The organism is Pseudoalteromonas sp. B131b, from assembly GCF_037162545.1.
GTDB classification, from domain to species: domain Bacteria; phylum Pseudomonadota; class Gammaproteobacteria; order Enterobacterales; family Alteromonadaceae; genus Pseudoalteromonas; species Pseudoalteromonas fuliginea.
Window position 1 is genome coordinate 3,175,716 of record NZ_JARLUZ010000001.1, and the last position, 19,417, is coordinate 3,195,132.

Annotated in this window: 15 protein-coding genes and 1 pseudogene; 5 read left to right on the plus strand and 11 right to left on the minus strand. The window is 39.3% G+C overall.

Annotated elements, in window-relative coordinates:
• Positions 1-24: 24 nt before the first annotated feature.
• The 3 genes from tkt (at position 25) to P4S65_RS14645 (ending at position 3,516) form a co-directional block, all read left to right on the plus strand.
• Positions 25-2,043 (plus strand): transketolase, encoded by a 2,019-nt coding sequence (gene tkt / locus P4S65_RS14635; protein WP_337120457.1) that lies wholly within the window; start codon positions 25-27, stop codon positions 2,041-2,043.
• A 107-nt stretch (positions 2,044-2,150) separates the two neighbouring features.
• Entirely contained in the window at positions 2,151-2,534 is a 384-nt protein-coding gene (locus P4S65_RS14640) for a hypothetical protein (RefSeq protein WP_024593043.1), read from the plus strand.
• Between the two features lie 13 nt (positions 2,535-2,547).
• Complete coding sequence (locus P4S65_RS14645) at positions 2,548-3,516, plus strand: aldose epimerase family protein (RefSeq protein ID WP_337120458.1); 969 nt, start codon at positions 2,548-2,550, stop codon at positions 3,514-3,516.
• Positions 3,517-3,573: 57 nt separating this feature from the next.
• Here the strand turns inward: P4S65_RS14645 and P4S65_RS14650 are convergent, their stop codons facing one another.
• Positions 3,574-4,722 carry an endo-1,4-beta-xylanase gene (locus P4S65_RS14650; protein ID WP_337120459.1) on the minus strand — a complete coding sequence of 383 codons (1,149 nt, stop codon included), beginning with the start codon at positions 4,720-4,722 and terminating at the stop codon, positions 3,574-3,576.
• Positions 4,723-4,891: 169 nt separating this feature from the next.
• On the opposite strand from P4S65_RS14650, the gene P4S65_RS14655 reads away from it, so the two are divergent.
• On the plus strand, positions 4,892-5,338 hold the full coding sequence (locus P4S65_RS14655) for a cupin domain-containing protein (protein ID WP_232525464.1): 447 nt from the start codon (positions 4,892-4,894) through the stop codon (positions 5,336-5,338).
• Between the two features lie 201 nt (positions 5,339-5,539).
• Here P4S65_RS14655 and P4S65_RS14660 read toward each other — a convergent pair whose 3' ends face one another.
• The 4 genes from P4S65_RS14660 to P4S65_RS14675 all read right to left on the minus strand — a co-directional run bounded on the left by P4S65_RS14660 (position 5,540) and on the right by P4S65_RS14675 (position 11,788).
• Entirely contained in the window at positions 5,540-6,550 is a 1,011-nt protein-coding gene (locus tag P4S65_RS14660) for a hypothetical protein (RefSeq protein ID WP_337120460.1), read from the minus strand.
• The gene (locus P4S65_RS14665; protein ID WP_337120461.1) at positions 6,522-7,277 is read right to left on the minus strand and encodes a hypothetical protein; all 756 of its coding nucleotides are present in this window, start codon (positions 7,275-7,277) and stop codon (positions 6,522-6,524) included. The genes P4S65_RS14660 and P4S65_RS14665 overlap by 29 nt, the downstream gene beginning before the upstream one ends.
• Positions 7,278-7,849: 572 nt before the next feature.
• Positions 7,850-9,985, minus strand: a complete 2,136-nt coding sequence (locus P4S65_RS14670) for an endo-1,4-beta-xylanase (protein ID WP_337120462.1) — start codon at positions 9,983-9,985, stop codon at positions 7,850-7,852.
• A gap of 669 nt (positions 9,986-10,654) precedes the next feature.
• A complete protein-coding gene (locus P4S65_RS14675) occupies positions 10,655-11,788 on the minus strand; it encodes an endo-1,4-beta-xylanase (protein WP_096793263.1) in 1,134 nt (377 codons plus the stop codon).
• A 115-nt stretch (positions 11,789-11,903) separates the two neighbouring features.
• Between P4S65_RS14675 and P4S65_RS14680 the strand changes: the two genes are divergently transcribed.
• Positions 11,904-12,878 (plus strand): SMP-30/gluconolactonase/LRE family protein, encoded by a 975-nt coding sequence (locus P4S65_RS14680; protein WP_337120463.1) that lies wholly within the window; start codon positions 11,904-11,906, stop codon positions 12,876-12,878.
• Positions 12,879-13,031: 153 nt separating this feature from the next.
• On the opposite strand, the gene P4S65_RS14685 is transcribed toward P4S65_RS14680, so the two are convergent.
• The 6 genes and pseudogenes from P4S65_RS14685 to P4S65_RS14715 all read right to left on the minus strand — a co-directional run bounded on the left by P4S65_RS14685 (position 13,032) and on the right by P4S65_RS14715 (position 19,347).
• Complete coding sequence (locus P4S65_RS14685; RefSeq protein WP_337120464.1) at positions 13,032-14,312, minus strand: glycosyl hydrolase family 8; 1,281 nt, start codon at positions 14,310-14,312, stop codon at positions 13,032-13,034.
• 213 nt (positions 14,313-14,525) lie between these two features.
• The gene (locus P4S65_RS14690) at positions 14,526-15,353 is read right to left on the minus strand and encodes a ThuA domain-containing protein (protein ID WP_337120465.1); all 828 of its coding nucleotides are present in this window, start codon (positions 15,351-15,353) and stop codon (positions 14,526-14,528) included.
• A 7-nt stretch (positions 15,354-15,360) separates the two neighbouring features.
• A pseudogene (locus P4S65_RS21945) lies at positions 15,361-16,070 on the minus strand (DUF6445 family protein).
• A 5-nt stretch (positions 16,071-16,075) separates the two neighbouring features.
• Positions 16,076-17,560 carry a tryptophan halogenase family protein gene (locus tag P4S65_RS14705; protein WP_337120467.1) on the minus strand — a complete coding sequence of 495 codons (1,485 nt, stop codon included), beginning with the start codon at positions 17,558-17,560 and terminating at the stop codon, positions 16,076-16,078.
• 22 nt (positions 17,561-17,582) lie between these two features.
• Entirely contained in the window at positions 17,583-18,593 is a 1,011-nt protein-coding gene (locus P4S65_RS14710; RefSeq protein WP_337120468.1) for a cupin-like domain-containing protein, read from the minus strand.
• Between the two features lie 10 nt (positions 18,594-18,603).
• Complete coding sequence (locus P4S65_RS14715; RefSeq protein WP_337120469.1) at positions 18,604-19,347, minus strand: SapC family protein; 744 nt, start codon at positions 19,345-19,347, stop codon at positions 18,604-18,606.
• Between the last annotated feature and the right edge of the window lie 70 nt (positions 19,348-19,417).

Sequence of the window (19,417 nt, forward strand, 5' to 3'; positions counted from 1 at the left end):
TTTTAATTTTATTTGAGGTAATACATGACTCAGCTTTCTTCTCGTGCGCCTTTTGCTAATGCTATTCGCGCACTTAGCATGGATGCGGTACAGCAAGCAAACTCAGGGCATCCGGGCGCACCTATGGGTATGGCCGATATAGCCGAAGTACTGTGGAACGATTTTTTAAACCACAATCCAACCGATCCAAATTGGCCAAACCGAGACCGCTTTGTACTTAGTAACGGTCACGGATCTATGCTTATTTATTCTTTATTGCATTTAAGCGGGTATGAACTACCACTAAGCGAGCTTAAACAATTTAGACAAATGCATTCCAAAACCCCAGGTCACCCCGAATACGGTTATACCCCAGGTGTTGAAACAACAACAGGTCCGCTTGGAGCAGGTTTATCAAATGCCGTAGGGATGGCCATTGCCGAAAAAGCCCTCGCCGCGCAATTCAACAAAGAGAGTTTTGATATTGTAGATCATTACACTTACTGTTTTATGGGTGATGGCTGTTTAATGGAAGGCATATCGCACGAAGCATGTTCGCTTGCAGGCACACTAGGCCTGGGTAAACTTATTGCTTTTTGGGACGATAACGGCATATCTATCGACGGACACGTTGAGGGCTGGTTTACCGACGACACCGCAAAACGCTTTGACTCTTACGGCTGGCATGTAATAAAAGATATAGACGGCCACGACCCAGAACAAATTGCCAGCGCCATTGCACAAGCAAAACAAGTGAGCGATAAACCTACTCTACTTTGTTGTAAAACCGTAATTGGTTTTGGCTCGCCAAATAAATCAGGCTCGCACGATTGCCATGGCTCGCCATTAGGTGATGACGAAATAACTGCGGCGCGCAAATTTTTAAACCTACCAAATGAAGCATTTAGTATCAGTGATGATATTTACGCCCATTGGGACGCTAAACAAAGCGGTGATAAAAAACAAAAACAATGGCAACAACTGTTTAGTGACTACACCAAAAGCCACCCTGAGCTTGCTAAAGAATTTGAGCGCCGCGTAATTAAACGCACCCTGCCTGAAAGTTTTGAAGCTATTGCAAACGACTACATTGCACAGTGCGATAAAGACGCTGCCAACATTGCAAGCCGAAAAGCCTCGCAAAACACCATTGAAGCCTTTGCCCCGCACTTACCAGAGTTATTGGGTGGCTCTGCCGATTTAGCTGGTTCTAATTTAACGCTGTGGTCTGGCTCTAAAGGCATAAGCGCAGATGACGCCAGCGGTAATTACCTATTTTATGGCGTGCGCGAGTTCGGTATGAGCGGCATTATGAATGGCATATCACTGCACAGTGGTTTTATTAATTACGGCGCTACATTTTTAATGTTTATGGAATATGCCCGTAACGCAGTCAGAATGTCGGCACTTATGGGTATTCAAAATATATTTGTGTATACCCACGACTCTATAGGCCAAGGTGAAGACGGTCCAACTCACCAACCTATTGAGCAACTAGCCAACCTACGTATGACGCCAAACTTAGTCACATGGCGCCCATGTGACGCAGTAGAAACTGCAGTATCGTGGAAAAACGCGATACAAAATCAGCAGCAACCTACTGCGCTTATTTTTAGTCGCCAAGGGCTAAACCACCAGCCACGCAGCGCTCAGCAAATTAGCGACATAGAAAAAGGCGGCTACATTCTTAGCGACAGCAGTAAAACGCCTGAGCTTATTTTAATTGCAACAGGTTCTGAAGTTGATTTAGCAATGCAAGCCGTAAAAGAGCTTACAGTACAAGGTGTTGCAGTGCGTGTGGTATCAATGCCAAGCACCACATTGTTTGACCTGCAATCAGACGATTACAAGCAAAGTGTATTGCCAAACTCGGTAGCAAACCGTATTGCAATTGAAACATCACACCAAGATTACTGGCTAAAATATGTAGGCTTACAAGGCAAAGTAATTGGTATGAGCACTTTTGGTGAATCGGCGCCAGGTAACGTGTTATTAGAGCATTTTGGCTTTACCACCAAAAATGTAGTTAGCACCGCGCAGGCGTTAATTAAAGCCAACGCTTAATATATTTAGTACGCGTGATGCGCTAAATAATTCAAACTTTATCCAATTAATGCGCTAAGCCTCCCAAAGCTCGGCGCATTTTTACAATTAACCAACAAAGGTGAACTATGAAATACTTACTATTAATTATGCTTTTTAGTGCGAGTACTAGTTTTAACGCATGGGCAAATGACGAGCAAAATGATGAACTAATGCTAACGATTTTTTTAAAACACGACCAATCAAAAAACCTCTCTGAAATAAAAGAAATACTCAATAACGCTAACTTTTACAAACATTTTCCGCCAGAGGGCGCAACGGTAGAATCTTGGAAAGTAATGATGGGCATAGGGCAAGTAGTCACTTTGCGCTTTCCGGCAGCGTTGTTACCTAAAGTAAACTTATCGATTGAACGTTATGGTTGGAAAGCTTACAGCACTGAGTTTTACCCAACTTACGATCTGTACCCAATCGTAAAAGAAGAAATTAAAAAAGCTAGAACGAACAATTAAAAGAGTAACCACAATGACAACTTCACTTATTCAATACACACTAAGTAATGAGGTAAACGACACTATTTCTATTATTAACTACGGTGCCCGGCTTACCAGCTGGGTTACCCATATTGATAATAAAAAACGAAATATTGTACTTGGCTATTCTAATATTAATGATTATTTAAACGACACGTTTTACTTAGGCGCTATAGCCGGTCCTTATGCAAACAGGCTAAGTAACGCCCGAATAAACATTGATGATAAAGCCTATGCACTTAATAAAAACGAAGGAGTAAACCAACTTCACGGCGGCCAAAAAGCATTAAGCGACTTGTTTTGGCAGCTCGATTATCATCACAAAAATGCATTAAGTTTAAGTATTACCCTACCCGATGGATACAACGGCTACCCAGGTAAAACTACATTTAACGTGCTGTATACCTTTACCACTAACAGTAAAAGCCACAGTAATCTTGATATTAAATTTACAATTACCAGTAATAAAAAAACCATTGCAGGGCCAACAGCACACCCGTACTTTAATTTAAATGGCATTAATAACAGCGCACAAGGGCATGCATTAAAACTGGCCGGCGCGTATTATACCCCCGTAGATACAAACGCCATTCCCACAGGTTTAATAACGCCTGTAGCAAATACCACTTTTGACTACACAAATGCGCGGGTGCTTAATAAAACCGATAAGCTCGATCATAACTTTGTAACCGAGCAAGTACTTAACCTGCAAACCAATAAGCAACACGCAGAGCTTACAAGCGCCGATACAAAACTAGTGCTGAGTGTATTCTCTAACTACCCTGCCATTCAGGTTTATACAGGGCAGCATTTAAAAACTCCGTTTAATGCATACGACGGTATATGCCTAGAACCCCAATTTTTCCCCGACAGCCCTAATAACCCACACTTCCCATTTAGCTATTTAACACCACAAGTACCTTTACAAACACACATAAGTTATTGTTTAGCTACTATGTAAACCAAAAAAGGATCGCTATTAAGCGATCTTTTGCGGGAGGTTAAATACTTAGTGCGATTATAAATCGCTTACAAAGCTTTTAAGTTTAAGCTCACGGTCAATTAATAATGGGTAATCGGTGCGCCCTTGCATTGGCCAATCGTTTCGCCAAGTGCGTGCATCGCTTATGCCCCAAAATGTAACGCGGCTTACTTTATCGTCATGCTTTTTAAGTATGTTAAACACGGCTTTATAGCGCTCACCTAACTGGTTGTTTACTTCACTAGGTAAACCATCTGGGTATGGATTAAAGCGCTCTTGCAAGGCAATATCTAACGAAATGTCAGCGCCTTGCTCTTCACCTTCAGGGAACGGTAATACCGAAATATCAAGCTCGGTTATCATCACATCAATGCCAGTTGCAGCGTATGCCACAATAGAGTCTTCCATTAACGAAAGCTCTGGGTTATCAAGCGAGTAATGCGCTTGCATACCAATACCATCAATTTGAATACCTTTGCTTTGCAAATTTTTAATAAGCGCAATTGCACCGGCTCTTTTTTCTGGCTTATACAAGTTGTAATCGTTGTAATATAACTTGGCATTAGGTGCTGCCTGTTTAGCGTATTTAAACGCGTATTCTATAAAGTCGTCACCAATAATGGTGCTCCATTTAGATTCACGCAGTGTGCCGTCTTCGTTAAGTGCTTCGTTTACCACGTCCCATGCAAAAATGCGGTTTTTATAGCGCCCTGCAACAGCATTAATATGGTTTTGCATACGCTTAAGTAATGCATCGCGGGTAAGCTGCTCGCCTTGGTCGTCTTCAAAAACCCAGTCAGGGGTTTGCGAATGCCACACTAATGTGTGCCCAACTAACTCTTGGTTGTTCTCTTGTGCGTACTCAACTAGCGCATCAGCAGCTTCAAAGTCATACGTTTCTAGCTCTGGGTGTATACGCTCCCACTTCATTGAGTTTTCTGGCGTAAAGGTATTAAATTGCGCTTTAGCCACATTTAAATCTTCAGGCAAAGCCCCTAATATTTGGTCGCGGCTAATTGCGGTACCAATTTTAAAGTGGTCTTTAAATTGCGCTTTAAGTGTTAATTGCTCCGGCGCTTTTTGTGATTTTAATGTCGGTTTACTTTGCTCTGCTGAGTCATTACAGCCAAGTGCAAGGCTCGACATTCCTAATAAAATAGCAATCGTAAGTTTATTTTTATGCATGATGTACCTGTTGTGTGTTTTTTAGTGTGCAACGTAAACTTAACACCATATAGTCCTTTTGACAACAACGTTTTATTAAAATAGACTGAACAAAAATAACACAGCATACATTTCTTAATTGCATACCTAACTAGCAAGATAATTAGTAAATAAATTAGCAAGGACACACATGAAAAACACAACAAACACCTTATCACTAACAGCCGTAGCCATTTTTGCATTAATGGTCGCATTAACTGCTGCATTACCTGTCAGCGCAGCAGATAAACCAAAGCAACTTACCTCATCTATAGTGAGCCAAAAAGACGCGCACATCACTCACTACGAAGGCGGTGATTTTCATACCTACTTTTACGGCAATACATCACTCACCAAAGGCGCTATTACGGGCGTTGCGGTTATTAAACCTAATAACGAAATACATCCCGCCCACCAGCATCCCGATGAAGAATACTTAATGATTCTTGAGGGTACTGGCACCTGGACGCTTAATGGAAAAAGCCAACCAGCGCATACTGGAGATATTTTATTTGCAGCCCCTAACGACGTACACGGCATTTATAACAACGGCGATGTGCCACTTAAGTTTGTAGTCGTGAGATATCAGGCTCAGTAGTTTTGAATGGCTTTTTGAGTTTTTTAGTTTTTAGTTTTTTAGTGAAATAGACTAAGTGAATTATGCACAAAGAGGTTAAGAGGCGCTTCGCTTTTAGAGGAGAGGAAAACAAAACAGCCTGTATGAGTTCAGGCTGTCTTATCTATTTTTTCTAAAGCCATCAAGAAGAAATTAAGAACTACCGTTTTATATAACAAAGATTTACCCATGCATAGTTAACCAACTTACTAGTTTAGTATCTGAAACTGAAACAGTTCCTCCTTTAATGGACTTTTTCTTACCTTCTCTTTTCCTAACTGCTTCTTTTAAAGATGGGTCCATTTCTTCAAAAATCTTATTGGCTTCATACTGATAGCGTATAAAAGCTTCTTCTGAGGAGGTTATGCTCGTTGATTTTTCAACAGTATAAAAAAGAGCATTAAAGGTGCTTTTTAAATAATGTTCAAGGTTAACTACCAATAGTTCCAAACGCTCGTGTGAAGTCGCATTATGTACAATTGCATTTCTTACTCGATAAAGTCGATTTATATGCAATTCGACTTTACGCTGATGAGACTCAATTTTCTGGGCTAAATCGAAAGGTGATGTACAAAGACCTATAAATTTTCTAAACCTAAATTGCGCATACGGATAAGTTTCTAATCGTGTATACACTTCACTTACAAAATTCGAATTTTTTAAAGCTGTATATATTTCACCAAGATTAGAAGTTTGGACATCGAAAGATACTCCATCTAAGTCAATTGGTTTCCAGTCTAGTGCTTTTGCACAGCCTCTAAATGCAAAGAGTTGTTTTAATGGATAATCCATTGCGATGCATGGAATAACCGCATTGATTACATGTTCATCGTGTTTTAAAGTACTATTTTCCTCTATTAACGTTAATGATTCCAATGCAGACCAAAATGCAGTAAAGCGACTTTCCAACCCTTTTTCATTAACTCCATTTTGAAAGAATCTAAAAGCAGCGCTAATTTTATTACTCGTTTTTATAGAACCTTTTTGCCTTAAATGAGTTATTGCACTCATATAAACAGTAAGGTCGTCATCAATCCACCTATCTAATGAATTTTCCAAGTCTTTATCAAATCTAGCTAAATTTTTTGTTTGCCCACTCTCATCAGTTATATCTGCTTTGACAAGTATACTGATCTGATCTTTACCTAAGAAGTATGAAAAAATATCAAGAGCTTGTAATAATTTTTTCAGCAATATTTCTAGCTGCGCTAAAAGAAATAGCGTCTACATTAATATTGGAATTAATTATATAACTTCTATCATTTTCTGTTCTTGGCTGAATAATAAATTGATATTCTCCTTGAGTATCAACCGTCGTATTTTTTAGTAGCTCATACAAAGGTTTATTATCTAACGATAATTTCACATCATACTTTTGCGTACTAATTATTATATGACTTGCTAAGCTGTTAAATGCTTCTAAGAAATTAATTTGCGTTTTTCTTTTTATCAAAAAATTTCTGCATAATAAATAACATTCAGATGTAGGCATACCTAATGTTATTAAGTGACTCATTAGTGCATTTGTTTGGTTGTATATTTTGGTCAATGATCCATCAGAAGAATCTGCACCATCTTTCAAAAGCCTAGTTAATTCTTCAACAGAAACTCTTCGGTAATGTTTTTCAAGTAACCCCTTTAGCTCTACTAAAAAGCTAATTATGAGCTCTTTTTTGTTTTCTAAAGGGTTATCATACTCGCTAAAGATAGCCTTTAATTGTTTAGGTATGTCTTTAAACTCGGCTTTATTCAATAAATCATTGCTTTCAATTAATTGATTAAATTCCTCAGCTACATGTAACCTTTTCTCTGACGCTCTATATTTATTGCCTAACGCGTAAAGGTCTAAAAGTTCTAGAACGGAATTTAAAATGTTATTATAAGAAACTCGATCACTATCAAGGCTTCGTACATTACTCATACTTGCCCAACATTCTAAAAAAACAATTGTTGTTTTTCTAAGTTTCGGCTAATGTTATTTTGTATTCTCAATTATTGCGCAGCCATTTAAAGTTCGTTATAATTAATCTATCAAATTTATATCAATAGTTCATCTATAACTGTTGATTCAGAAAAAACGGTCTCCGCTTTTGACTGTGGGTAGTTCCCGGAAAGTCTTGAGACCAACCTTTCAAGAAGGCGCTTTTAGCGCCTTCTTCTTCTTTTAGGTCAGTATTAATACCCTGACTATAAATATAAATTGTATTCTAAACAAAAAAGCCGAGTATTTAAAAATCCTCGGCTTTGACTACACAATGCGGTTTACTGAACTACATCAGCAATTGTTTTAATAATCGGTTTAGGGTTTAAATTACGATCCCATAATAATGGGTAGCTTGTTCTATTTGGGATTGGGTAATCGTTATACTAAGGCATGCTATCAAACAACCCCGAAAAGTAACGTCGGCTACCTTGCTTCGCTTTGTATAAAAAATAATCTGTATAAAAATACAGACTATTTAATTTGGGGTTAATTACTTTTAGTTAGATTTATTATTCGACCAAAGTCACCGATACATCATCTACATAAAAGTCAGCGGTGAGTTCACTTGACTCAACATAAAGTAAAGCGGCGCTTTCCTGCGTTGTAATTGAATGTGTGTAAGTGCCCGAAAGCTGTACCCAGTCACCCGCGTTAACGGTAGTAACGGGTGTAAGCTCAAGGTACTCGGTGCTAGTGTGCTCTATTTGTAGCGTTAGTTTTATTCCTGGCGACACAGTAGTGCTGTCGTCAGATAACTTAACCCACGCAGATACGTTATAGGTTTTATCTGCTGTAAATAAGCCTTTTACATCTTTTTGAATACCGTTCCACGTTTCCGTACGCCCTTGTACTAAAGCGCTATTATTACCACTGTGGGCTTGGGTTGCATCTAAGGTAATGCTTGCACTACCACGGGCTTGCCATGAATCAAGTCCGGCTTCAAAGTCGCCATTAGTTAACAGCTCTGATGAAGGTGCTGGTTCAGCTACTTCAATTAGCTCTTTTAATGCATTAGCAAATCCCTGTAAGGCAGGCTTTGCAGTAAAGTCATTAAAAAATAACAGTGGCCATTCTGTTGTTGGCTCTGGCCAGTTTTGTAACCAGCTATCCTCGTCAATTACGCCCCAAATAGTAATGCCACCGCGTTGATCTTCAGGTACCGTTTCTAAGTATGTTTTAACAATATCGTAGTAGTACTGCTTTTGTTCATCCGCTCTTTCACTTGTTAAGTAAGTTAGAGGAATGCCGCCTTCGTTGTTCATACGAACATCTAGCTCGGTAATTTTCACTTTTATTTTAGGCCGAATATCGACCACTTTTTGAAGGTGTGCCTGAATGGTTGAAATATCAGGGCTGTTAAGTGAAATATGAGATTGAAACCCTATACCATCAATAGGCACGCCATTGTTGTGAAAATCGTTAACCATATTGATAACAGCATCTAATTTATCAGCATTCCAAATCAGGTTGTAATCGTTGTAGTATAAGTCGGCATCAGGGTCGGCCGCTCTTGCTGCTTTATATGATAACGGTAAAAATTCAGCACCTATATTTTCAAACCACACAGATTCGTCGGCGCTGTCGTTTGTGGTTTTTTCACCACGGTATTTACCGTTTTCCATAAACGCTTCGTTAACTACATCCCAGCTAACTACCGTATCGTTATCGCCTTCTTCTTCAAAATGAGTGGCAACTTGAGTGATATGATTTTCCATCATGGTTATCCACGCGGCTTTATCACCTTGAAAACTTTGCATCCAAGGTGCAATTTGCGAGTGCCACACAAAAACATGACCATGTACCGTGAGTGAGTTGTCTTTGGCGTAGTTAACTAGCTCATCAGAATCATCGTAAAAAAATTCACCTTGGGTTGGTTGTAAATAGGTAGGCTTCATAATGTTTTCAGCAGAGAGTTGATTAAAGTGTTGTTCAATAATCGTTTTAATCTCTGGTCTGTCTATTATGCTGTTACCAAATCCACCCGCAGGAACAGCTACACCAATATTAAAATTAGGTGCTAATGCTTTTAAACTTTGTGCTGTCACTTCGCTGTATTGAACATCAGGTATTTCTTCTGCTGGTACATCGTCTAAAATAAAGCCTGAAAATTCGTCTAGGTAAATAGACTTGTTAATGTTCTCTTCTTTTGAAAAGTGAATTGCCAGCCTAACTAAAGAGTCAGCTTCGGCTGTTGCGGCTGTTAATGTTATTTTTTGCCACTCGCCTGTGAGTGTTTCTTTTACTAGGCTAAGTTGACCATAATCTGGCGCAGGTGTTTGAATCCAAAAATCGGCACTGGTTCCCTCTTCACCTTTGGCCCAAACACTAAACTCGTAATTTTTACCTCCAGTGATAGGAAGGTCTTCATAAGCTATTTCAATTCCCCAAGGGTTGTCACCCAATGTATTAACAATAACCTCAGCTGCTTTGGTGCCTTTGTAAGTATTAACGCCTTCTTGCGATTCAATTATCTCTATAGTAGAAGTAGCGCTTGATTCTTGATCTGGTCTAAATACCCAATTTCCGACAGGCGTTGTTTGCCCTGTAGTGTCTTCTTCAAACCCACCATTTGTTATTTCAGCTGCTATTGGCGCTTCAGGCGCTGGAGTATCAGGGGCTACTACTTCCGGTATAGGTTCAGGCACCGGTGTATCTTTACTATTCCCCCGCACGCCATTAATAGTGATACTAAGGTCACTAATCCGGTGTTACGAAAAATCGATTTATTCATTTTTTATTCCTTAGACTAAAGCAATAAATGAGTCGTTTTTAAACTAGGTGCAGTAAAGCCATTTGAGTGAATAAAATATGATAAGAGTATTTCTACTGCATTATCAAAATCTATTATTCAATATGACTAAAACTAATTAGAAAAACAAACAGTCATTTATATTTATTATTTTAATATCTCTTCAAACGTTAATATTTACTTTGTACAAAGGTACAAATATAAATTTAAAATCATAAAGTTATAGTTAAGGTTTAAATTAAAATTTATTGTTTTATATCGTGTGTGTGAATATGCAATCATAAAATTAACCTAAAACCAACATTGTTATAGTCTATTTAACAATAAGGATCAAGGCTAAAATTTGACCCGTTTAATATTGAGTATGCTTTGAGTTTGATTTGAGTCTGATAAAAATAATTAAAGAGAAGGTGTAAGTGATACTTGTGCTTGTATTACTTAGGTAAGATCAAGGTTTACCAGCTAATCGCTTAGTAAAATGACTTTTATTTGCCTCCATATAAAAATTTGCAAACAAAAAAAGCCGAGTATTTAAAAATACTCGGCTTTGACTACACAATGCGATTTACTTAACTACATCAGCAATTGTTTTAATAACTGGCTTAGGGTTTAAATTACGATCCCATAGTAATGGGTAGTTTGTTCTGTTTGGGATTGGGTAGTCGTTTTTCCACGACATACCATCGTGTAATCCCCAAAAGGTTACGCGGTCTATCTTGTCGCGCTTTGCGTAAAACAGTTCAAACAAGGCTTTATAACGGGCGTTTAATTGCGCCTCTACGTCGCTTGGCAAGCCATTTTTGTATGGGTCGAGGTAGGTTTCAAACTCTTCTAGCTGAAACTGCGGTTTCATCATATCGGTGCCGGTAATCTGCCCTTCTTTTGTTAAAGGCAGCACGTCTATATCAAGCTCAGTGATCATCACTTTTATACCCAGCGCGGCGTAGGCGTCAATGGCTTGTTCAATATATTGCATTTCAGGAAAGTTAAGCCCCCAGTGCGCTTGTATGCCAATGCCATCAATGCGGATACCTTCTTTTTGCAGCATTTTGATCATACGTATAATGCCGTCTCTTTTTTCTGGTCGCCATGCATTAAAGTCATTGTAGTAAAGCTCGGTATTAGGTGAATACTGCTGGGCGTATTTAAATGCGGCTTTTACCATGGTATCGCCATCACCTACGCGGTTAACCCACACAGTTGGGCGATAAGAGCCGTCATCAGCAATCACTTCGTTAACTACATCCCACGCATCTACTTTGTTTTTATAGCGCCCTGCTACAAGCTCTATGTGTTTGCGCATTTGCTCAAGCTGCTGTGCTGGGGTATTTGGCTCATTTTTGCTATTTGTAAAAAACCAGTCGGGCGTTTGGTTATGCCACACTAAGGTGTGGGCTACGGTAAACATATTATTTTGCTTGGCAAAATCTATAAACGCATCTGCACCACTAAAATCGACCTTACCTTGCTGTGGGTAAATTACTTCTGCTTTCATGGCGTTTTCTAGGGTGACTGTATTAAATTGCTTAGCAATAATTGACTGCGCGGCGGCGTTTTTGCCTGTCACTATATCTTGATTTACAGCAACCCCCATTTTGAATGAGTCTGCAAAGGTGTTTTTAAGAGCTTGGTCTTGTGCAGCGTTTACGCTTAATGATCCTGCAAGTAAAAGCAGGCTGAGTGTGTGTGTTTTATGCATGTGTGTGCTCCGTTGAATCGTTATTATTTTCGATAAATATCATACAACGAAAAAAATAAATGATATAGTCAAAATGACCATTAATTATAAATTAAACAAACCTGAGTAAACGTCCATGCTAAAAACACACAAAAAAATGCTAAGCTTAGTTGTATTAATGCTCTGTTTTAATAAAGCAGCGCTGGCACAACAACCTGAAAATACACCTTTGTTAAACACTGTAAACAGCCAAAGCAATGAGCAGTCGCCATTAATAAAGGGCGTAACACCCACACTTGTTAGTGACAATTTATTATTTTTAGAAGGCCCAACGTGGTCAAACCAAGACAATGCGTTTTATTTTTCAGAAATGAACTTTGCTAGCTCGCAAGCACTTGGCCCTGATTCGACCATTTATAAATTAGTGCTGCCCAATACCCTTACCACTTATTTAAAACACAGTGGTACAAACGGCTTGTATGCCGAAGGAGAGAGCCTCTATACGCTTAACCATAAAACTCAGTCGCTTTCTAAAATTAATATAAAAAGTAAGACCAATACCGTAATAGTCAATAAATTTGATGGGCTAAGCTTTAGCTCGCCAAACGATATGACTATGCATAAAAATGGCGATATATTTTTTACTGATCCTAACTGGCAACTAGGCGAACGCACTCAGCAAATGTCTTATACCGGTGTGTATAAGTTAAGCAATACAGGCGTACTTAGTTTAATTGACGCTACGCTTGAAAAGCCTAACGGTGTTGCGCTATCCCCAGATCAGCATACCCTTTATATTGGCGACTTTAGCAACCGCGTAAGCAAATACACTATTGATGAAAACGGTGATATTTCACCGCGCGAAGACTTTATTAAAGTAACCTCACCAGATGGTATAAAAGTAGACTCTGCTGGCAATATTTACGTAAGCAGCCACAAAAAAGGTGTTATTAATATTTATACGCCACGCGGCTCACTTATCGATAAAATTGAACTGGGCCCTAATGTAACCAACCTTGCCTTTGGTGGTAAAAACCGAAAAACGTTATTAATAACTACCGCTAAGGGCTTGTTTACGCTTGATGTAAAAGTAGCGGGTTTGGCTAATTAGTTAAATTAGTTAAGCAACGTATTAAAGAGAAAGTTAAGCTCACTCGTTAAGCACAAAAACCGGTGTAACTTAGTTACACCGGTTTTTTATTATTTAAGTTATTGCTACCTAAGCTTTTGCCGCTTAGGCTTTTGCTACTTAGGTAGTGTTATTTTAATTAAACGTGTTGTTATAAAACTTAAAATTGCCCGATACATGCAGCATAGCTAACATATACAGCGAACCATTGTAGTAACGGTAGCTACCGGTTGGTTGCGATAAAGACCAAAACTCGTTAAAAAATTCATTTGCTTGCCCAGCGTTTGTTGAAGCAAGTAACGCTACTGCATTCGCGGCCTTTTGACCTTTGCCTGCACAGCCTTTGTTTTGCGCACCACCGTACGAATACACTTGCTCGTAACAGTTTTTACTGTTGTTTGTTTTTGCATAACTTAAAAAGCCAAGTGCTTTATTAACTGCATTTTTATGCCACGCTTGAGCACCCATTAAATGCGCATCTAAACCCACATTCATAATTACGCGCCATGCATCAAATTCATACCATTGACCTGGGTTTGCTTGGCCGTTAAAAATGTAGCCAATAACAGGGCTGCCATCTAAGCGCGATAAAAATGTAGGTAAATTCCAATGCGGATTATCACTTACTTTTGTAAAATGGTTTTTAAGTAAGGTTCTACTTTTTGTGGCTACTTGTCGCCAGTAATTTTTGTCTGCTTGGTTAGTTACGTTATTAGCAAAGTAGTCGTAAAACGCAGGTATATGGTAAGAAGGGTCTGTTAAGTTATCTAAATAAGGCGAAAAGCGGATTATTTGGTTTTCCATCAGCTTATTTTTAATTGTATTTAACATGATAATAGCATCGTTGTAGTAGTTAAACTCACCCGAATTACCCCAACGAGCAGAGGCATTAAGTAGTGCAAACGCAAAGTACTCTTCGCCATCAGGAGCGGGGCCTTCATCTACTTTATAAACAAAGCCGTTTTGATTAAGCTTTAGTTTCCACGCGTAAACGCCTTGTTTTTTTACATCAGGGTGGTTGTCTGGATTTTTTTGATACGCTTTTGCAAAGCGCCATAGATTATCAAATTCTTCTTGTTTATTAAGCATGACAGCGGCGGTCATTCCCCACGATTGCCCTTCTGTTCTTATATCATCACCCTCGTCAGGGTTAATTGCTTTTATGTAGTGTGCTTTATAAACACCGTTTTCGGTGTACGGGTAGTAAAGTTGTTGTGTATTGTTATAGCCAAACATATTGTCAAAAGTACTATTCACCTTTTTTTGTATGTTTGTTTTACCCATTTCTTGTGCGAGGTTACGGTATGCCCCTGAACTATCAGCGCCTACACTCGATGGGTTATTATTAAATGCAGCAAGTGATTGATAGCTTATTAGTGTTAACAATAAAGTTGTTATTTTAAAAAATACTTTCATGTTTATCCTCTTTATTTGAATTATAACAGCGTGCAAATTTAATATAGTCTTTTTGACCATTTGATCAAGCAATTCTCAAAACTATTTGTTTGTTTTATAAACTACATGAAATGAGTAAGGTTTTTAAACAGTGCCTAAAATGCAAAAGGCCCCTTAAAAAAGCGGCCTTAGTCGATGTAAATAATACTAAAAAGTACATTTATGAGTTATTCATTAATTACTGCTTTTTAACCCTTTACCTGTTGCAGCCCAATAAATTCCGCCATAAATATGCTCGGTTAAAAACTCACTTTTATACACCGCATTAGTATGCCCAAGGGCTGTATAAAACGAGCGTCCGCCATCGTAATTGTGATACCACGAAATAGGATGAAACGCCCCCATACCTGAGCCTGTTTTGTTATTACCCCAATCGGCAGTTGGGTTGTAACTTTGCTCATCAACGGTGAGTAAGTAGTTTAACTTAGTGAGCTCTGGCCCAAACTCGTACCACTCGTCTGTCCAAAGCATCTGCTGCGGCATGTGATTTAAGCCAATAAAGTTAGTATTAGGCACTTTACTTAATACACCAGTTTGAATAACAGGATGAATATTAAAGGTGCGCCCCACCAGCTTTTGGTACCAAGACCAATCGTATTCGGTATCTGATGCGCTATGAATGCCAACAAAGCCTTTGCCTGCTTTTACAAATCGCTCAAGCGCGGCTTGCTCTTTTGGGTTTAAAATATCGCCCGTGGTTGATAAAAATACCACTACATCAACATTTTTTAAGTAATCGTCGTTAAAATAATGGCTTTCTTCGTGCCAAATTAAGTTAAAAAAGTGCTTATCGGCTAAGCCTTCTAGCGCTTTAACGCCTTCGGTTTGCGACTTATGGTGCCACCCTGCAGTTTTTGTAAATAGCAGCACATTAAATTGCTTTTTAGGGAGGGTATCAAACCCTGTAGCATGACTTTTTTGCACTGTTGCCATACTCAGCGCCAATACAACAAAGCTTAATAGCCAACCTTTATATGCGAATCGAGGTAAAGAAAAAGACATAGTAATCCTATTTAAAATGAACAAACATATTGGCCGTTAGCCGCCCTGTTTGTGGACACGACGAAATATCGGTAGATGTATTAAGTAAACTGGTGTGCAGCAAATATCCAGGAAACACAATAAGCCTATTTGGCTTATATTCTATGTGCTTGTAGCACTCAAATTCACTGTGCTGCGTGGTGCAATAACTAGGCTTTGCATTATCTAATTCAAGGTATTTCTGAGCATATGTTAAATACGTGTTTTTGCGCTTTGAGCTTATTGATTCAAACCCTGTTTTTTTATGTCTAAAAAATCCAGTGCCGCCGTGCGCTCCCCTCCAAGATAATGAATAATGGCAATTAAGTTTGGATCGTTTGTATCAAAGTGTGGCAAGGTTTGTATTGGTGATAGCTGCTGCTGCGTTTTAGTAATTAACGATAAGGTATTATCTTTTGGGTATGGGGTAAGTGTTTTCCCAATATTAAATACGTTATAAAGCCCCTGTATAAGAGGCTTTAAGTAATCAACCACACATTGCTTTGGAAGCGGCATGCGTAAACCTGGGTATTGAGTGAGTTCGTCGGGTTTAAACTCCCCATTACTTTGAGCAGCACTTTGCGCTAGGTTTATAAGTTTTTGCGGCACACTTAGGTAGTCGTCAATTATAATAATTGGCGTTTGCTCTTGCCCTATAAACTCATATTGCGGCTGTAAGTTATTGCCAAGTGTTAGCATAATACTTACTTAGCCTTGCAATAATGATTAATAAAATCAATGTGACTCGGTAAGCTATTTGCTTTTTTAGCCACATGATTTTTTATTGATTCTAAAAATCGCTTAAGCTCATCATCGCTCATGCTGTCTACAATGGGGTGATAATTTTGCGGCATTAGCCCTTGCCCTAACATCACTTGTAACCACGATGCTTCGCCAAATAGCTCTTGCTCTGCTTTATATACATGCCCGCTTTGCTTAAATAGCTCAATGCGCTTGGCGAGTGACTCTGGTATTGGCATGTTTTTACAGTAGCGCCAAAAGTCGCTGTCGGTGCGCTGCGTCACATGGTAATGCAGCACAATAAAGTCGCGAATGTTTTCGGCTTCAAAGCGCATTTTGTTATTAAAGTCATCTTGATAGCACGACTCGATTGCTTTGGTTGGCATGTTTTGCATTAATCTTATAATGCTTTGCTGAATTAAATGAATACTGGTTGATTCAAGCGGCTCAATAAAACCACTTGCCAAGCCAATAGCAACACAGTTTTTGTTCCAATGTTTACGCCGTGTACCGGTGCGGTATTTAATAACGCGCGGCTCATTAATAGGTTTGCCTTCTACGTTATTGAGGAGCGCTGTTTTGGCCTCATCATCGCTCATGTATTTACTGCAAAACACAAAACCATTACCACGGCGGCTTTGCAGCGGTATTTGCCACTGCCAACCATATTTATGCGCCATTGCACGTGTGTATGGCACTATTGGGCTTACTAATTCTGTTTGTACTGCTACTGCGCTGTCGCACGGGAGCCAATGGCTCCAATCTTCGTATCCGGTGTGTAGCGCTTGCTCTATTAATAAACCTTTAAAGCCGGTGCAATCTATAAATAAATCGCCCTCAATAATTTGCCCGTCACCTAAAGTAAGCGATTTTATAAAGCCATTGGTGGGCTCTAAATTAACTTTGCTTATCATGCCTTCTATACGTTTAGCGCCGTTTTGCTCTGCAAAATTTCGTAAAAATTTAGCGTACAAACCGGCATCTAACTGATAAGCATGGTTACGGTCTTGATTCGGCACTACGGCAAATTTACCCAAGCGACTTGCTACGTGCTCTGTGCAATAGTCGCCAATATCGGCTGCAACACCTTGTTGCATACCTTTTAGCCAAAAGTGCTGAAAACCTGCAGCCCAACAGCCTTGTCCAACATAACCAAATGAGTGAAAGTAGCTTTGTTGGTTTTGTTTCCAACCCTCAAACGATATGCCTAATTTGAACGTGGCGTTAGTGGCTGCCATAAATTCTGATTCGCTGATTTTTAGTAAATCATGAAATATATGCAGCGTAGGAATAGTTGACTCCCCGACCCCTACGGTAGGAATTAAATCGGATTCAACTAAGCACACTTCAATATTTTTACCTAGTAGCTTTGCCATTGCAGCGCTACACATCCAACCGGCGGTTCCGCCACCTGCTATTACGATTTTTTTAATTGCATTTTGATTCATATTTCAAACCTTACAAGTACGCTTAGCGTCTTAATTTATTTTGTAATTCGGCTCTTAATTTACGCGCTGCAAGCTCATCCATTGGCTTTGCTAAAATAGCCTGTGCAGGCTCTGGAATGTGAGTAAATTCGTTATCGGAAAATACGTAGTAATTAAACAAACGTTGCCATGCTGCGCGCTCATGCTTTGGTAAATTACGTATGTTTAAAATAGCAAGGTGCAACGCATTAGTAGGCTGACCATAAACCGCAGGCGTATTTTTAAACCAATAATTAAACAGTATATTTAAGCTGCCAAGCCCCTCTACTTGGTGCCACCACATGCTGGGCAATATAAGGGCATCGCCGGCTTCAAGATCAACGGTAATTGCCGCTTTTATTGCCTGCTCAAACTTAGGAAACTGCTCAAAGTTAGGTGCAGTTGTAGTGGTTAAGCTTATTGGCTGACCACCGGGTGCTTTATCAAGCGGACCTATATATAAATTGTCTATTTGATCGGGGGCAAATAAAGTAAAACGCCTTTTACCTGCAACGCAACATGCTAAATTTTGCGCTACGTCGTAATGTGCTGGCACGGTAACTTTTCCGCCTGCCCATACATTAAATAAACAGCCTTCGTTTAATGCGTTAACTTGGCAGTGATTAACCAAACCAGGTAAGCACTGTGCAATGCTAGTAGAGCCAATGTATAAAGTGTCAGCTTGTGGGTTATTTGCACTTTGCATTATTTGCTCAAGCGCATTAATAAATGCCGCTTGTTGATTAGTAAAGTTAAAACCGCTCATATCGGAGTTATACCCTACAACCCCGCTTTGACTGGCAGGTATTGTGCAAGTGTTAACTAAAAAACCTTCGTAAAACGGTGTTAAATAATCAATCGCAGCTGCATCAGATTTTTTAGCGGCAATAACGACGGGCCAATCGCTTACAAACCCTTTTAGTACAATAGGCACAGACGAGTTTAAAAGCTCTTTGGGCAACGTGCTGGGAGTTAAGCCACTCAGCGTTTGAATACTATTTGCTAAATTTTCCATAGTTAAGCACTTACACAGCGTGCTTTTGTAGCATAAGTCGCTCGTTTTTAAGCGCGACTAAATCACGTACATGTACTTGCGAGGCAATGACCATGTATATACACGCTAAATACCCTTGTGAGTGCAGCTGCGCAATTGCATCGCTACTTAGTTGGTTAAGCGTGTCTTCGTTTATGGTATAAAAACCAAGTAAGTTATGTTTAAGCCCGTTTACTAAATCAAGCTCTAGTGATACTGATTCAAGTAAACCATGTTTAATTAAGGTTTTAATAAAGGGCTGGTTTTGTTGTAAACCATGATGCAGGTTGTCGAGCACATTTATTACGTTTTCGAGGTAATCGCTATTCCCGCCGTGTTCTAAAAATAAGTTAATACCCTGCTTTGTTGTCACTTTTGGCGAGTCTAAATCAATGCTAAGCATGCGCTCTTGCGTTGCTACACCGTTTTGCATTGTATTTTGAGTCGCGATAGCAAAAGGCAGTCGCTGCATACTTAACGGAATGTAGTGTGCTTGCCATTGCTGGTTTACTAAAAATAAGTTTTCGTCTTTATTTATGCCGTACAAACACACCGGCGAAAATGTATTTGTTGTATCGTCCTTGGTAAAAAATATTGGATAATGTGCTTGAGCGACTCTAAATTCGCTCACAAATGTATCGCTGTACCAAACCCCGTCACCTAAGTGTGTGCTGCGTGCAGGGTTTATTTTTAAGTGCTGATGCTCAACATTATTTAATAATGCATGATTGGCCATGGATTGTGTGCTCCAATTGTTGTTGTGTGCCTTTACCTACTGCTACGAGTTAAATGTAACAAATAGGTTA

Excerpts from the sequence above, each read along its gene's own strand:
- tkt (WP_337120457.1), top strand. The coding sequence starts at position 25 with ATGACTCAGCTTTCTTCTCGTGCGCCTTTTGCTAATGCTATTCGCGCA.
- P4S65_RS14655 (WP_232525464.1), top strand. The coding sequence starts at position 4,892 with ATGAAAAACACAACAAACACCTTATCACTAACAGCCGTAGCCATTTTT.
- P4S65_RS14650 (WP_337120459.1), bottom strand. The coding sequence starts at position 4,722 with ATGCATAAAAATAAACTTACGATTGCTATTTTATTAGGAATGTCGAGC.
- P4S65_RS14665 (WP_337120461.1), bottom strand. The coding sequence starts at position 7,277 with ATGAGTAATGTACGAAGCCTTGATAGTGATCGAGTTTCTTATAATAAC.
- P4S65_RS14690 (WP_337120465.1), bottom strand. The coding sequence starts at position 15,353 with ATGTCTTTTTCTTTACCTCGATTCGCATATAAAGGTTGGCTATTAAGC.
- P4S65_RS14710 (WP_337120468.1), bottom strand. The coding sequence starts at position 18,593 with ATGGAAAATTTAGCAAATAGTATTCAAACGCTGAGTGGCTTAACTCCC.
- P4S65_RS14705 (WP_337120467.1), bottom strand. The coding sequence starts at position 17,560 with ATGAATCAAAATGCAATTAAAAAAATCGTAATAGCAGGTGGCGGAACC.
- P4S65_RS14640 (WP_024593043.1), top strand. The coding sequence starts at position 2,151 with ATGAAATACTTACTATTAATTATGCTTTTTAGTGCGAGTACTAGTTTT.
- P4S65_RS14645 (WP_337120458.1), top strand. The coding sequence starts at position 2,548 with ATGACAACTTCACTTATTCAATACACACTAAGTAATGAGGTAAACGAC.
- P4S65_RS14685 (WP_337120464.1), bottom strand. The coding sequence starts at position 14,312 with ATGAAAGTATTTTTTAAAATAACAACTTTATTGTTAACACTAATAAGC.
- P4S65_RS14675 (WP_096793263.1), bottom strand. The coding sequence starts at position 11,788 with ATGCATAAAACACACACACTCAGCCTGCTTTTACTTGCAGGATCATTA.
- P4S65_RS14680 (WP_337120463.1), top strand. The coding sequence starts at position 11,904 with ATGCTAAAAACACACAAAAAAATGCTAAGCTTAGTTGTATTAATGCTC.
- P4S65_RS14715 (WP_337120469.1), bottom strand. The coding sequence starts at position 19,347 with ATGGCCAATCATGCATTATTAAATAATGTTGAGCATCAGCACTTAAAA.